This is a genomic window from Citrobacter sp. wls718 (assembly GCF_005280945.1).
Classification (GTDB): domain Bacteria; phylum Pseudomonadota; class Gammaproteobacteria; order Enterobacterales; family Enterobacteriaceae; genus Citrobacter; species Citrobacter gillenii.
This window is the reverse complement of record NZ_SZWV01000025.1, coordinates 1-15,047: the sequence shown is the minus strand read 5'-3', so window position 1 is coordinate 15,047 and position 15,047 is coordinate 1. Positions and strand designations below refer to the sequence as shown.

At 46.4% G+C, this 15,047-nt stretch carries 11 protein-coding genes; 1 reads left to right on the top strand and 10 read right to left on the bottom strand.

Annotation, left to right across the window (positions count from 1 at the left end; all coding sequences use genetic code 11):
* On the top strand, positions 1-342 hold a 342-nt coding region (locus FDW95_RS05180), incomplete at its 5' end, for a tyrosine-type recombinase/integrase (protein ID WP_170972977.1).
* 53 nt (positions 343-395) lie between these two features.
* On the opposite strand, the gene FDW95_RS05175 is transcribed toward FDW95_RS05180, so the two are convergent.
* The 10 genes from FDW95_RS05175 to FDW95_RS05130 all read right to left on the bottom strand — a co-directional run bounded on the left by FDW95_RS05175 (position 396) and on the right by FDW95_RS05130 (position 14,641).
* The gene (locus FDW95_RS05175) at positions 396-1,922 is read right to left on the bottom strand and encodes a hypothetical protein (protein WP_115257875.1); all 1,527 of its coding nucleotides are present in this window, start codon (positions 1,920-1,922) and stop codon (positions 396-398) included.
* Between the two features lie 200 nt (positions 1,923-2,122).
* Positions 2,123-5,254, bottom strand: coding sequence for a type I restriction endonuclease subunit R (locus FDW95_RS05170; protein WP_115257874.1), 3,132 nt, complete (start codon positions 5,252-5,254; stop codon positions 2,123-2,125).
* Positions 5,254-6,429: a DUF4268 domain-containing protein gene (locus FDW95_RS05165; protein WP_115257873.1), complete on the bottom strand. Its 1,176-nt coding sequence runs from the start codon at positions 6,427-6,429 to the stop codon at positions 5,254-5,256. Before FDW95_RS05165 ends, FDW95_RS05170 begins: the two co-directional genes overlap by 1 nt.
* Entirely contained in the window at positions 6,422-7,831 is a 1,410-nt protein-coding gene (locus FDW95_RS05160; protein ID WP_115257872.1) for a restriction endonuclease subunit S, read from the bottom strand. Before FDW95_RS05160 ends, FDW95_RS05165 begins: the two co-directional genes overlap by 8 nt.
* Positions 7,821-9,530 carry a class I SAM-dependent DNA methyltransferase gene (locus FDW95_RS05155; protein ID WP_115257871.1) on the bottom strand — a complete coding sequence of 570 codons (1,710 nt, stop codon included), beginning with the start codon at positions 9,528-9,530 and terminating at the stop codon, positions 7,821-7,823. The genes FDW95_RS05160 and FDW95_RS05155 overlap by 11 nt, the downstream gene beginning before the upstream one ends.
* Before the next feature lie 146 nt (positions 9,531-9,676).
* Positions 9,677-11,362, bottom strand: a complete 1,686-nt coding sequence (locus FDW95_RS05150) for a TerY-P anti-phage system serine/threonine kinase (protein ID WP_115257870.1) — start codon at positions 11,360-11,362, stop codon at positions 9,677-9,679.
* Positions 11,363-11,376: 14 nt separating this feature from the next.
* On the bottom strand, positions 11,377-12,096 hold the full coding sequence (locus FDW95_RS05145; RefSeq protein ID WP_115257869.1) for a TerY-P anti-phage system serine/threonine phosphatase: 720 nt from the start codon (positions 12,094-12,096) through the stop codon (positions 11,377-11,379).
* A gap of 7 nt (positions 12,097-12,103) precedes the next feature.
* Complete coding sequence (locus FDW95_RS05140; protein WP_115257868.1) at positions 12,104-12,937, bottom strand: TerY-P anti-phage system-associated VWA domain-containing protein; 834 nt, start codon at positions 12,935-12,937, stop codon at positions 12,104-12,106.
* Positions 12,938-13,080: 143 nt separating this feature from the next.
* On the bottom strand, positions 13,081-13,212 hold the full coding sequence (locus tag FDW95_RS24115; RefSeq protein ID WP_275943299.1) for a hypothetical protein: 132 nt from the start codon (positions 13,210-13,212) through the stop codon (positions 13,081-13,083).
* Positions 13,213-13,612: 400 nt separating this feature from the next.
* Positions 13,613-14,641, bottom strand: coding sequence for an inovirus-type Gp2 protein (locus FDW95_RS05130; protein WP_115257866.1), 1,029 nt, complete (start codon positions 14,639-14,641; stop codon positions 13,613-13,615).
* Positions 14,642-15,047: the final 406 nt, after the last annotated feature.

Sequence of the window (15,047 nt, the reverse complement as noted above, 5' to 3'; positions counted from 1 at the left end):
GTATCTAATCGTGGGGGCAGGTCAGGTGATCACGACCCGCGTAAGCCGATGAGTGAGAACACGGTGAATAAAGCACTTCGAGTGATGGGCTACGATACGAAAGTTGAAGTTTGTGGTCATGGTTTTAGAACGATGGCTTGTAGTTCGTTGATTGAGTCGGGATTATGGTCGAGGGATGCGGTTGAGCGACAGATGAGTCATCAGGAACGTAACTCTGTGCGTGCGGCTTACATTCATAAGGCCGAGCATCTTGGGGAGCGCAGGCTAATGTTGCAGTGGTGGGCGGATTATCTTGATGCGAATCGGCAGAAGGGTGTTAGTCCGTTTGACTTTGCAAAATAAAATAATTAATAGTGCAGGGATAGCTATGTTTTCCTGCACTATTTAAAATTTAATCAGATACTTGATAAGTATTCATACCACATTTTCCCATCAGTAATTTTTCGGTCATTATTTATTTCTATTACCGTAATGTTTTCATTGCTTATTAATCGCAATTGTTTTTGATAATAATCTTTATAATAAGATTCAGTTTTATGTCCAAAACTATCTACGTGGTGGAAAATTATTAGATTTTTTCCTTCATCTTCAATATACGAACGGAAAAGTCCATTTATGTGTCCGTCGTCAATGTTAAATCCAAAACCAATGACTGCGACAAAGTCTGAGCTTTTGAAATCATGATAAAGAGAAACATATCTCTCGGACATTTTAATTGAAGTAAGCGGTTTTATCCCACTTTGTGTGAAGAGGAATGGAACGATAAAATGCTTGTTTGGGTTGGAAATGTCAATTATTGAATTTAAATATGGGTCATAAAAATCATTTACTGAACCATTTAAAAAGCTAACATCTTTTTTTGTTACTTCAGTTATGAAATTATTATAATTTGTGGTCCCTATAGATTTTACATTTATTTTATTCTCAAGTTCTAAGACGTCATGGTAATAGCCATTTCCTTTATTTATACGGCTTGTATGTTGCTCGGCAATTTGAGAGATATATCTTCTTGTGGTGTTTAGGAATATGCTTATTTTACAAAACTTTGCCCAATCAGTTTTGGGACTATATAGATACCGCCAATTGGAGTCAATGAGTGACTGATAGTCAAGAGATATCGAAAATAAGTCTTCGAGTATATCCATAGAGAATCCCATGATTATATCATGATCTGATGAACCTTCTGAAATTGTGTAAGGAGGCGAGTCAAGGAGGAGGGATAATGCATTTAAGCCAGCCGCGCTATAATCCAATGAAAAGATACTTCCCAAATCATCAAATATGTCTATTGAATCAGGTTTTTTCTCAAAAATCCCATCATTCAGATTATGTACAAGATCCTCTCCATATGCTCCTATTAAAAGTTCAAGTATTGAACGGCAGAATTTCTTAATATCATTTTTTAGAACTATATTCTCTGATGTGTTTTCAATTTCCAATATTTTCAGGAAGGAAGAAAAGTAGTTACTGGAAAATAACTTATTGGATTCACTTAAAATACTTGTTATTTTAATTTCATGAGAGAAGTTTTCGCTACCGAACTGACATTTGCTTAATCGAGTGAAAGCATCTTTAATTTTTATATTATACTTTACATCAAACTTCGAGGAAATATATTCCAGCTTGATGTCAAAGTTGTCTAAATAATCGATTATCTTCTTTCTCTTGTACTCTAAACTACTTTTTACTAAACCTTCATATTGACTCCTCCCGAAGGAGGATATAGGTTTTTTATCATAATCTTGAGGTAGCCAGTCTTTAGCGTAAGAAGATCTTCTATTAATATTGTCTCTTTGTAATCTGAAGTTTTTTTTGTCTTCAATCGTATCCATTCTGAAAATATCTAAAGCAAATTTCCCCCCAGAAGGGAGTCCGTAGCACATTTCTGCTCCAGCACCAAAAAACAAAGATATATCTTTCATCTGCTAACTCCTTTGGCGGTTGAATTTTTTAGGTAAGAAAATTTACAGAGCCCATTTTTACTTGAGTTTCTCAGCCCTGAATGATGATTTTTTGTTAGCTCAATCAGTCAACAAAATTTTAATACGTCGATACACGTGGCTCTCACTAGGTTCAAGTAACCATGCGAAGTAGCCGTATTGGGAATTTTTTACTTTTCCCATCAGACCGTCCAGCTATTCGAAACGACTTCAGCTTGCTTAAGTATCAATTCAACTGTGTAAGGCGTTTTATCCGGTGGATACTTATATTTGCGTAGCGTTTGGCGTACAAGAACACGCACTCTTGCACGCACGCTTTCACGTACCTGCCAGTCGACGGTGGTGGATTTACGCAGTTGCCGCGTCACCTCAATAGCCAGCTTTCTGAGCGTCTCGTCGCCCAGTTCACGCACCGCGCTTTCGTTTTCAGCAAGAGCATCATAAAAAGCGATTTCGTCCGGGTTCAGCCCCAGCGCATCATCGCGCGCCATCGCTTCCTGGAACGCTTTCGCCATCTGGATCAACTCTTCAATCACCTGTGCGGTTTCAATCGCCCGGTTATTGTATTTGAGCAACACCACTTTCAGACGGTCGGAGTATTTCTTCTGCTGCACAACGTTATTACCAGAACGGGCATGAATACCGTCATTCAGCAGTTTTTCCAGTAATTCTACAGCCAGATTACGTTGGGGCATTTCCCGCACTTCTTCCAGGAATTCATCCGACAGCAGCCCGATATTGGGTTTATCTAACCCCGCCAGGGCAAACACATCCTCAACGCCGGTTGCGACAACGGCGTTATCGAGAATCTTGCTCAGCAGAGAGTTCTTTTCTGACTGGCTAAACTTCTCTTTGGGATCCAGCTTGATAAGTCCTACTCTGACGGCAGAAAGGAACGCGAACTCCTCCTGTAAGGGTTCAGCTTCATCAAGGGTGTTACAGAGCGACCAGGCTTTACTCATTGCCAGTGAAACGTCGAGGTAGCGTTTTTTACCGTCATCCAGACCCAAAATGTAGTTCACGGCATCGCGTAAAAACGATAACGGATCGCGAGAAAAGCCTCCGTAGCTAAAGCCAGGTTTCCCTGCTGACGGCGCAAACATCCCGTGAATGACGTCGATTTTTTCCAGCAGAATGGCAAAGGCTTCTCGGGCATCCACCGTAGTCTGCCCTTTCCCTTTCGAGTCAGTATACGTTTTCAGCGCCTGCTTCAGCTCGTTGGCAATGCCGATGTAATCCACCACCAGCCCGCCGGGTTTATCGCGGAACACGCGGTTAACGCGCGCAATAGCCTGCATCAGGTTATGGCCGCGCATCGGTTTGTCGATATACATGGTGTGGCAGCATGGCGCATCAAACCCGGTCAGCCACATATCACGGACAATCACCAGCTTCAGCGGATCGTTCAAATCTTTAAAGCGGGCTTCAAGACGTTTTTTGGTCTGCTTGTTGTAGATATGCGGCTGAAGATGGTCTTTATCTGATGCCGATCCGGTCATAATGACTTTGATAGCGCCTTGCTCGACATCCGCGCTGTGCCAGTCCGGGCGGATCTCTGTGATGGCATTGTAGAGCTTCACGCAGATGTCGCGGCTCATGGCGACAATCATCGCTTTGCCATTCATGGCCGCATTGCGCGTTTCAAAATGTTGAACCAGATCGGCGGCAACCTGTTTGATACGCGGCTCTGAACCTACCAGCTTTTCCAGACGGCTCCAGTCACCTTTGGTTTTCTCCTGCTGCCCCGTCTCTTCATCTTCCACCAGCTCATCTACCTGGTCGGAGAGCGTTTCAAGCTCCTCATGGTTCAGGTCGAGTTTTGCCAGCCGGGATTCGTAGTAAATCGGCACCGTGGCGCCGTCATCGACTGCATCCTGAATATCATAAATAGAGACGTAATCACCGAACACCGCACGAGTATCTTTATCTTCAGACGCGATCGGCGTACCAGTAAAGCCCATAAACGACGCATTCGGCAGCGCATCGCGCATGTGTTTGGCGTAACCGTATTTATAGACGCCAGTTTCACGATCAAGCGTGGCGCTCAGGCCATACTGGCTGCGGTGTGCTTCGTCGGAAACAACCACGATATTGCTGCGCAGGTTGAGAGCTGGATGACTTTGTTCGCTATCCATCGGCGCAAACTTCTGCACTGTGGTAAAGATAATGCCGCCGGATTCGCGGGCATTTAGCAGCTCGCGCAGTTCATCGCGATCGTTGGCCTGTAATGGCGTTTGCTTCAACAGATCTTGTGCCTGACAGAAAGTGGCATAAAGCTGCCCGTCCAGATCGTTACGGTCAGTCACCACCACGATGGTCGGGTTGTTCATCTCTGCCTGTTGCAATAGCTTTCCAGCGTAGCAACACATCGAGATACTTTTACCGGAGCCCTGGGTATGCCACACCACGCCCGCTTTCTTACTACCGGGGGTAATGTTGCTGCGCAGCGGCAGATGTTTGCCCGTAGAGGCCACAATCGTGGCTGCGACCGCTTCACGTACCGCGTGGAACTGGTGATAGGCGGCAATCTTCTTGATCAGCTGTTTGCCGTCGTTCTCAAACAGCACAAAATAACGAATGTAATCGAGCAAAAGCGCACGGTTAAAGAAGCCCTGCACCACCGTTTTAAGCTGCCAGTCAAACTGCGGCTTGTCGTCTTCGTTAGCCACCGTTTTCCACGGCAGGAAACGTTCTTCATCGGCGGTCAGTGAACCGATACGCGCGTTTTGCCCATCACTTACCACCAGCGCTTCGTTGCAGATAAACAGGTCGCTGAGTTCATTTTTATAGGTCTTCAGCTGATTAAACGCAGCCCAGATATCGGCATTGGCATCAATCGGGCTTTTAAGCTCAATCACTGCCACCGGCAGGCCATTGATATAGCCTATGATATCGGGGCGACGAACCTGTTTTATGCCCTGAATAGCCACCTGATTCACGACCATAAAGCGGTTATTGCTGGGATGGTTAAAATCCATCAGAAGCGCTTTATCGTGAATCGTCTTGTCTTCACGTTTGTACTCAACCGGTACACCGTCGAGCAGAAAATGGTGGAAGGCTTTGTTACTGACGACCAGATCCGGGCTTTGGGCATGGGCGATAAGGAGTATCACCTCTTCCAGCACGGAAACAGGGAGATGGGGATTGATGGTTTGCAGCTGCGCCAGCATCACCGGGCGTAGAAACACATCATGGTATGAGATACGCAGCGGGTTATCGCCATCCGGCGCAATATCTGGCCCATGCAGCACTTCCCAGTCCTGTTCAGCAAACCATTGCAGGCATTGCTGTTCTAAATCGTCTTCGCTCAGCATTACTCTTCCTCTCCCTCGGTGATCATACCGGTCTGTTTCAGCTCAATCGCCAGCTCCAGTAAGCTCGGGCGAATCGCCTTTTCCAGACGGTTCATGCTATCCATCATCCAATCGATAATGGCGGGCCAAACCTCGTTATTGCCGCCATCAAAGGTTTTTGAACAAACTATCTGGCAGCTCTTCCTCTCTGGCAGTAATCGCCAGTCGAGTGGTTCGCCAAACAGCGATTCAATATGGGTTTTTCGTTCCTGCAGGCGTTCAAACAGCCAGGTGTTTTCCAGCGCATCTGCGCGTGAAATATTGAGCTGCACTCGGGCATCTTTTTGGGAAAAGATCAGTTCAAACGGCACGCCGCTGACACCTGACCCGGCAGCCAGCCAGTGATCGGTTGAAGGAGCGCGGTTGTTAAACAGTGAGCAGAGGCTGGTGCGGAATTTTTCCAGTGCCATCGTCCAGAATTCGCGGCGCAGATAATGGCGCTGTTGCAGTTCGCTACTGCTGGAAGTGGACTGTTCCTCCGCCTCTTTTTGCGCCATGCCGATCATGTAAGACTCCGCTTCCGGGGTCGGGATCACCTGGCGAATATCAACGAAAACGTCATCAACAAAACGGTAAGGTGTGACTTTAAAACACTGCGCCCGGATACCAAACTGCATCAGCCACAGCGCAGTATTGGTGACTTCTTTGCGGAAATTGGCCGCCACCATAATGACCCGCTGGGTGCCTTTACGGTTGAGCACCCCTTCTTTCAGGCTTTCCCAGCCCATAAATTCAGCGATAACGTCTGCCGCCTGGCGGTTCTCTTGGGGATCGTGCTGATCCAAATAGAGTTGGAAGATCTCAACCACGCTATCCTGACGCAGGTTGGCGCAGTATCCGGCATATTTCAGCGCCTGCCAGACGACATCGCGCCCTGAATCATCGAGCTTGTTTTCGATGATTACCAGATTGCCCTTTTTATCGAGCGCCAACAGATCGAGACGCTCTTTGGTGTCGTCAAAACCGGCAAACTCTTTCTGAATGATCAGCAGTTCGTCGTCATTATCGCGGGTCAGCGCCTGTGGATTTTTGGCCAGCCACTCCTGCAGATGATCGCGTTCGCGGAAACCGAGACTGCTAAAAGACACTTCTTGCAGGGAATGCAGGCTGTTGGTCGGCGTATCGACTTTATACATTTTCCGCCTCGCTTACCGCCTGCTCGGCTTCCGGCAGGGTGATTTCACCGGAGAGGAGTTTTGGGAGGAGGGTGTCGCGGATTTTCAAGAGCATTTCATTTTGACTCAAGCCATTAGCTCTGTATGAGAAAAACATGTCAGTTCTTGAACTAAAGATATTAAGTACAGCCTCTCGTATCTCTAGAGCAACAGGTAATACACATTGTGTTGAAAGGACAACATCTGCATTTACTGCAGGATAAGCCCCACCATCGGCTAAATGGGCCAAGCGCTCAATACTTTCATTTGAGGTTACGCAAAGATAAATATATTCGCTAAAAACTCGAGCCTTAGGTGTTAGTACAGCAAACCCAGTGCTTCCGGTTAATCCTGTTTTATTTATGTAGGAATAGGATCCATTTCCCGGTCGGACCGTGCCAACGATTGTATCGTGCGGCTTTAATATTCTTCGTGCTCTACTTGGTGCATCTGAAAATTGATACGTTTCTACAGAGTTAATAACACCCCATTTGGTATTTGCCAAATCAACGTAACTAACAGATTCAGGAGCATTTTTCTTCGACCATGATTCTGCATTCAATGATGCCACTTCTGATAAATCACTAACGTGCCATCCCTCAGGAATATTCCCTATTTCACTATCCTGCATAGCAGACGGAAAAAGCTCTGCCGTGGCTTTTAACTCAGCATATTGCTCAGGATGTCCACGCTCAAAAACCGCCAGCACATCAGCATTTTTCCCGGAAATCGCCGTCATAGCGGCAAGCGTCGCCGCTTCCTGCGAACCGCCCGCTTCCCGCACTGCCATTTTGGCTTTTACCGGTTCAAAATCGACAAACCAGCTTTTGAACAAGGCTTGCGCCATTTGTTCGAGGGTTTGATTTATTTTTTCATTTATCTGAGATTTCAATGCCAGAGAAGTCATGGTTTTTGCAATCCATGACTCATGTCCCCCCAGACGAGGGATTTTCAAATCCTTGAGTACAGGAATTCGCACATTACTTACTGTCGTACCTGTTCCCTCATTCCAGGAAATTTGATGTTGCACATAAGGAGACTGCAAGGCCCAAAATAAATAATAAGGATCAATTTCATTATTGGCCCTTAATAACACCTGACGTTGGCCGAGGCAACAATCTATTCCTTCAGGAATTAAGCAAACCTCTCCCATTGGAGCCTCACGAGTAAATACAATATCATTCACTCTTGGTTTTGCTCTCTTAATCCTACTCTTGTACCCATCTTCATCTGTGAAGCTCGGCGCGGAAAGATCCAATACACCATTACGAATATTTTGATTTCGGAGAACAATAAAACCCTTATCCGTCCATTTTGGTGTGGAGTGAGGACAATCAATAACTAACTCACAAAGATCCTCAAGGCGCTGCTCTTTAAAACGCATATCCCAGTCCCCCCAGATTCGCCTTAATCTGCGCTTCCAGCTTCGCACTCTCTTCCAGCTGATCTTTGAGCTGCGCCGTCAGTCGTGCCATCTTCTCGGCAAAGGGTTCGTCATCTTCATCTTGCTCGGCGGCACCAACGTAGCGCCCTGGAGTCAGCACAAAGTCGTTTTTCTGGATGTCTTCCAGTGTTGCCGAGAAGCAGAATCCGGCTTCGTCTTCGTAGTCTTTATCCGCTTGCCATTTGTGGAAGGTGTCGGCAATTTTGGCAATGTCTTCACGGGTGAAATCACGCAGCACGCGGTCTTTCATAAAGCCAATCTGACGAGCATCAATAAACAGCACTTCGCCTTTACGGTGTGCTTTGCCGTTACCGCCGGATTTGTCTTTTGTCAGGAACCAGATACAGGCCGGGATTTGGGTGTTGGTAAACAACTGGCCTGGCAGCGCGACCATGCACTCGACCAGATCGGCTTCGATCAGGTTGCGGCGGATCTCGCCTTCGTTGTTGGTGTTAGAGCTCATCGAGCCATTCGCCAGCAGCAGCGCCATCGAGCCTTTTGGCGCAAGGTGGTGGATCATATGCTGCATCCACGCAAAGTTGGCGTTGCCCTGCGGCGGTGTGCCGTATTTCCAGCGCACATCGTTTTCCAGCTTCGCGTTCCACCACTCCTTCATGTTGAACGGCGGGTTTGCCATCACGAAGTCGGCACGCAGATCCGGGTGCTGGTCGTCCAGCAGGGTATCGGCGTTTTTGCTGCCGAAGTTAAAGTCAATACCTCGGATCGCCATATTCATCGCCGCCAGTTTCCAGGTGGTCGGGTTCGACTCCTGGCCGTAAACGGAGATATTGCGCTTCTGCTCGGCGGCGTTGTACTGCTTCTCGCCCGCGTGCTCTTCGATAAAACGGTCGCTGGAAACAAAGAACCCGCCGGAGCCCATCGCCGGGTCATACACGCGCCCGTTATACGGTTGCAACATTTCAACAATTAGGGTGACGATGCTTTTGGGCGTGTAATACTGGCCGCCCTGTTTACCTTCCGCCAGCGCGAACTGACCGAGGAAATATTCGTATACGTGGCCGAGAATATCTTTGCTCTTTAAGCTCAGTTTCTCACCGTTATATTCCGGGTTGCTGAAGTTGGCATCAGAGAAGGTGTTAATCAGCCCGGTCAGTACCTCGTTGCCCAACTGGTACTGGCTAATGCGGTTCAGGATGCCTTTCAGTTTCGGGTTGGTTTTTTCGATTTCATCCAGCGCGTTGTCTACCAGCCAGGAGACAGAGCGCAGTTTCACATCCTGCCCGGTCGTTTCATCCACCCACAGCACCGTACCGGTCGGCAACATGGCTTTCGTTTTCAGCGTATCCCAGCGTGCGGCTTTCGGCACCCAGAAGATGTTCTTCTCGGTGTAGTAATCCTCGATTTCCAGTTCATCAACAATCGCCTGCGCGTAGTCTTCGTCGGAGTCGTAATCATCGCGCGACATGGCGTAGATGTTGTCCGGGTTGCCGACGTCGCGGAACAATGTGATCAGTTCTTGCTGGCGAGCCTCAAAAGCATCGGAGACATACTTCAGAAAGATAAGCCCTAACACTACATGCTTGTAGTTGGCGGCATCCATGTTGGCGCGCAGCTTGTCAGCCGCCTTCCAGAATTTGTTATCCAGCTCGTTTAGGAATAGCTGTTCAGCGTTATTCATGTAAATCCTCGGGAAAACACAGGGGCAGGCTAAAAGTGCCGCCACGAATTCGTTTTAGTGGTGTATGTCGCAAGATCATACCCGCAGGCACCTCAAGCGCAAGTGATACGGCCACTGAAATTGCGCTTGTTCTTTACAAGTACCAATCATCCAAAAAGCCATTTCAAAATCTTTGTAACTATATTTTTTTGAGAGGTTTGCTGCTTTGAGGTACTAGCAGGGCTCGGAATATTTTGAACTGGCTGCGAAGCTGATGTTCCCGTCGGTGCCACATAATGCGTTGATGATTTATTAGGTACTACATGCTGAGTTTGCGCTCTTGCTGCCGCTACAGTTTGCGTAGAAGCCCGTAACTTGTTAAGGATTGCCTGATTTGCAGTTGTGGCGTTAGTGTTCATGGGCATAGGAGTTGAAGTGGTGCTCTTACTCTTAATGCGCTCCAAGGCTTCCTGATTACTGCTAGTAGAAGTTAATGTTTGTCGACTTTCGTTTGGCCCAGCAAGACGCCAGCGGGCATCTGGTTCTGAAAGAACGGTCATTTGACCGATAGTCGTTACTGTAATTGAGATATGTGAATATTTGTATTTCCCGCTAACGTAAGGCGGTTCCATAAGGCCGATTACACTAATCCATTTCCCTATCCATGAGGCATCGGGTTTTGAAGGTAAAGCGCTAATGCCTTCACTCCATATTGATATTTTAAAGATATTACCGCGCCAATCTCCGAAATTAACAAAGATATATGGTTTGCCATTTCGGGTCTTATTGAGTTTGACGTCAATAATCTTTCCGATAACTTCAACTTTATCACCAACTCGCTGAAGGCAAGCACTGTAATCCAAGGCTGACAGGACGGTGTAGGCACCGATATAACCGGGTTTCAGCCTGCTGACTGGAATATCCCCATTCATACTGATCGAAGCTAGCGATATGGGAATGTTTTTACTTGCAATGAAGTCACCGAGGGAAGGCGTTTTTTCCATCGCTGAAGCGCAGACTGCGGCAAAATTCTTTACATGGGTGGAAAGCTGTTGAATTCCCGATAGCATCCCTAAGATGGAAGATGAACCGGGGTCTACAAAGTCATTAGCTCGAAAAATGATTGCATCCAGTTCCGAATTTGATTTATCCCAAATGGACGGATCGATTTGCAAGGCTTTAAGAGCCAGCCAGAGTGAAATTAGTGAGAAACGATCCAGAGTGTGATTGAACGGATTCGTTGCTTTACGACGGGGATGCTGAAAATTGACATGCCCCAACTCCGAGCTTCCTAATGTCTTAATCTCATCAACGAACATGCCGTCATAGTCGATTAACTGGACGGTTGCACCTCCGTCGGAGACCATCAGGTTTCCAGTCTGGAAATCACCATGTGCAATTTTTTCTTTTTCAAGGTAGGCGGCAAGTGATTCAATCGATGCAGATAGTTTCGCTATTGCTTGTGCAGAACGCCTGTTGACCTCAAGGAATTCTCCTAGCGTCTCTCCCTTGGCCCATGCCATTTTGACGATAGGGTATGATATTCCTTCGACTTTGACCCCTTGGGGCTGAAACTGGAAATCGAGAAAGTAGGGAGAGCGAAGGCTTGAAATCTTCCTGGATATAGCCTCATAACGGCGTTCTAAGGCTTTTGACTCTCTATGAAAGCAACGAACGGCGTATTTCTTAGCGCCTGATTTGATTGTATAGGTCAGTGCAAAGCCACCGCTGATGGCTAGGGGGAGACCCAACCCTGTCGTGGCAACGGTACCAGATTTCAATTCAGGATCGATTAGCAGCTTACTATGTAGCTGAAACGCTTGGTTGTATTGTTCAAGAGATGGGTAAGGCATCTTTACTTTCCGCGTTAAAACGATAGTACAAGCAGCGTTGAGTCGTCGATATGCATACGTTTTGCTGCACGCTCTCTCAGAACTAACTCTGCAAGCTCTTCTTCAGTTTGCAGCGAAAGTAATTCGATAAAACCAGAATCCTCTGCCAGCGCTTGTTTCAGTGCCCATTCGCCGAGCGCATCTGTCATACAGAGGAGTTTGGGTTGGGTGAGTTTTTCAAGGTAAAAAGTTTTCCCATGCCGTGTCCAGAAAGTGCTTCCACCGACGAAATTGTTATGAGCGTACAGCGTAGCAAGCAGTGTTGGCCGCTCATTAAATTTTTCTGGATTATCGAAAGGCCATGCGCAAATGAGTTTCCCGCAATCAACCAGCATGGTGATGCTATCTCCAATAGCAAGAATCTCTACCGCCTGATGCTCTTCAAATTCCTCTACACCTATTAGTGTCGCAAAACTGCCTCTTTCGAATGCCGCTTGCTGGGACCAGGACATAGAAGGGAAGTCATGCGTGGCAGAATATTCCGCTAAAGCAGATGCTACCCATTCAGGATTTACTTTCGGATCTGCAGTAAATTTACGAGCAAGAAGATCGGCCCATAACTTTGAGTTGAAGGACTCACTCGCGCCATCACATAGCGCCAGCCTTCTCCCATCTTCGGAGAAGGCAAATTTATCTTCATTCGCCTTAGGGTATTCAGGATCTTTCGGAACTGTCCCTAAGAACTCCAGTTTCATTGCTGAATCAACGCAACTGAGAAGCGCGGGTTCCGATGTCGAAGAAATCGACGAGTTCGGCAGCCTCAGCGTTGAACATGAATCCACGAGATTCTATACCGACCGTATGACCTTTTTCCTGCGCGAAACGCACCAGATGTTCCGGAAGAGGGCTGGACATACGGAAAAGCAGTTTAGCGTAGGCATCCGGTAAGCCAGTGTCTGAGGAGGGGAATCTGATTGGATCATTTCCGAGAGAACTGACATGGATATTAAGAATCAGAACTTCACCGTCATTGGTGCGAATTTGTCGTAGATGATTGGCAATCTCTTCCGGGTCACCGTCGTTTGATTCGCCGTCAGTCACATGCAGGATAGTCGGAGGATAGCAATCCGGATGGGCATCACACCAAGTCACCAACTCTTCGGCGGCTCTGGTCAGGGCTTCACGCATAGGCGTGCCGCCACTAGCAATAGGATCGAACCATACTGGAAACTTAATTGCTGTCTCGATGATTCCGCCAGCTCCATCATCCATCTTCCGTTTGCGATCTTCTACTCTGGCTGGATTCTGTTCGAGAGCAGAAATTGGATTGAGGACTTGTCCTCCCAGTGAACCAGAGAAACCATTAGAAACCCCTTGACCGCCATAACCCAAAACACCAATTTCGAAATAATCACGTACGCCTTCAGACTTAGTGCAGCGAGTGATTAGGTTCATTAAAGTTCGATTAAGAGCATCGGCGACAAACTCAGCCTTGCTTCGGCCGGAAGACATTTTGTCGGACATTGAACCTGACTGATCGACGACGAAAAGAAATGCTGCTGGATTAGTACGGCTGATTTGAGCTTCGTATGCCATATGTCATTTTCCTTTTTGAGATTGTTCCTATCCTATCAAGTTGTTAGACAATTGCGAATGATGCCTAAAGAACAGTCAAAACTTTTTGACATGCTTTGACGAATATCACATTTCACAACTTTTATATTTATATATTACTGATTTTAATGAATTAAATTATAATTATCATTAATGTATTTAGCCGCTTCATTCATCACGACAACTAATGACATATATCCAGTTTTTGCATAGCGGACAGCATTTTTCGCCATGCCAGCAAAGCTGACACCAGACACAGTGCCAGTTCTGTACCACTGTGGCCTGACGCAACCGAAGCTTTGTGAAGGAGGGGAAATCTTGCCCTGGATCTTTTGGCATATCAGAGGTTTCGACTATTCGGTTGTATCTACAAGCCTTTAAATGCTTGAGGTGTTGAATCTCCCTTGGTTGGTGAACAAAACTCTTCACACTCGTCAGTGGCTCGACATGAACGCCAATTTTCAGTTTACAACTGACACAGAACAGCGAGTCATAATCCTTCTGCTCGACAGTCTCCGGTGTTACCCATTCCCCTCGTCTGGTGACGGCATCAGGGGCAAAAACAAAATGGTACATAATCAGCTCCGGAACATAAAAAAAGCCAGCGTGGTGCGCTGGCTTTGTAGGGTTAAATAGAGTGTGCAGAAAAGATTAGTATTACGACCTGCGCTGTTTCTTTCTTGCCTTCAGCACTTTGATTTCACCTCGACCAAAGGTACGGGCATTGCCGGGGAGAACCAGACGTGCACAGGCATCAATTTTGGTCAGATAGCTAACCGCCTTAAGCATCCCTTTTTCTATTGATGTATCCCCACGTTCCAGCTTGCCTATACCGCACTCGGTATAACGGTCTTTGTGCGCATTACAGTTGTAATAATGCCCTTTGCCTTCAGTGATGGTGTCTTTCCAGTACTCACCGAATGCCCGGGCGAGGCTGACGTCCTGCTGTGCCTTGTGACCATTGAGCACAAAGAGCATGTGATAATGAAACTGGCGGGAAGGGGCATACTCCAGTTTCCATACCGTCCCCAGCACATGGCGAAACAGCGGGTTCTTTTTCATGTTACGAAGCAGCTTCTGACGGCATGCACGGGCCATATCAGCGGTGATCGCTGATTTATGTTCATCACTCCAGGATAAGTCCACTCTTAATATCAGAAGGCGCGAATAGCGGGACTGCAGATGACGGAGATAATTCCATGCACCTTTCAGGTTTTTCACCGAAGTCCGTTTATATTTTTTGCCTGCTTTTTTGAAATCAGGCTGGTGAACGGCTGAACGATAATCCTGTGCAAGCTTGTTCAACAACTCAACTGTTGTAATCTGGTCTGATGATAATATTTTCCCGTTACGAACACGGAGACCTATATCGGTTTGATTCAGTAGCCGACGAAACAGTGCGATACGGGGATTGACTTCACGGTTATTCAGGTAAGCCTTCTCCAGTATTTCCAGATAGCGTAGCGCATCCAGCAGCCATATAGCACCTTCATTCTGCTTATAGTCAGTGCGATTAAACATGACAGTAAAAGGTAACGAAGAACCTTTGCTCAGGTTTCTAAGACAGGTATCCAGAGATTCTATTTGGTCTCTTGATTCATGGTCGGTAGTAATAATCAGCTGAATCTGGTCATTATCAATATGGATGTCAGCATGTGATGATAAAACGTTATCAGGTAAATTCATTGTGAATACTCGTAAAGGTGCCTACCAGTAATCAATCGCTGGAAGGCAATAATTGGATGGTGGAAATTAATTACAGATATCTTTGTGCTTATACGAAACTGTTTTATGGCAGGTATGATAGGTGGAGGCTTATTTGATAGTTAATAATCAGATGGAGTAACAGTGTAGTATCAGTCCTGCATGGTTTCTTAACTAGATTGTATCTGTTAAACTTTAACATATTAACAGTGAACTAATGATTATCAAATAGCCTCTCACTCAGATTGAATAATACGTGATCAATGGTGGGTTAATTAGATTTGATTATAGAAAGATATCTGTATTCAGTAATTGATAATCAAATGCAATAATATAAATAGCGGCAATAAAATTCTATCTAAACCCTGGTGATGCTGCCAACTTACTG

Coding starts and splice junctions, on each gene's coding strand:
- FDW95_RS05140 (WP_115257868.1), bottom strand. CDS start 12,937: ATGGCATACGAAGCTCAAATCAGCCGTACTAATCCAGCAGCATTTCTT.
- FDW95_RS05170 (WP_115257874.1), bottom strand. CDS start 5,254: ATGCTGAGCGAAGACGATTTAGAACAGCAATGCCTGCAATGGTTTGCT.
- FDW95_RS05175 (WP_115257875.1), bottom strand. CDS start 1,922: ATGAAAGATATATCTTTGTTTTTTGGTGCTGGAGCAGAAATGTGCTAC.
- FDW95_RS05160 (WP_115257872.1), bottom strand. CDS start 7,831: ATGCGTTTTAAAGAGCAGCGCCTTGAGGATCTTTGTGAGTTAGTTATT.
- FDW95_RS05145 (WP_115257869.1), bottom strand. CDS start 12,096: ATGAAACTGGAGTTCTTAGGGACAGTTCCGAAAGATCCTGAATACCCT.
- FDW95_RS05155 (WP_115257871.1), bottom strand. CDS start 9,530: ATGAATAACGCTGAACAGCTATTCCTAAACGAGCTGGATAACAAATTC.
- FDW95_RS05165 (WP_115257873.1), bottom strand. CDS start 6,429: ATGTATAAAGTCGATACGCCGACCAACAGCCTGCATTCCCTGCAAGAA.
- FDW95_RS05130 (WP_115257866.1), bottom strand. CDS start 14,641: ATGAATTTACCTGATAACGTTTTATCATCACATGCTGACATCCATATT.
- FDW95_RS05150 (WP_115257870.1), bottom strand. CDS start 11,362: ATGCCTTACCCATCTCTTGAACAATACAACCAAGCGTTTCAGCTACAT.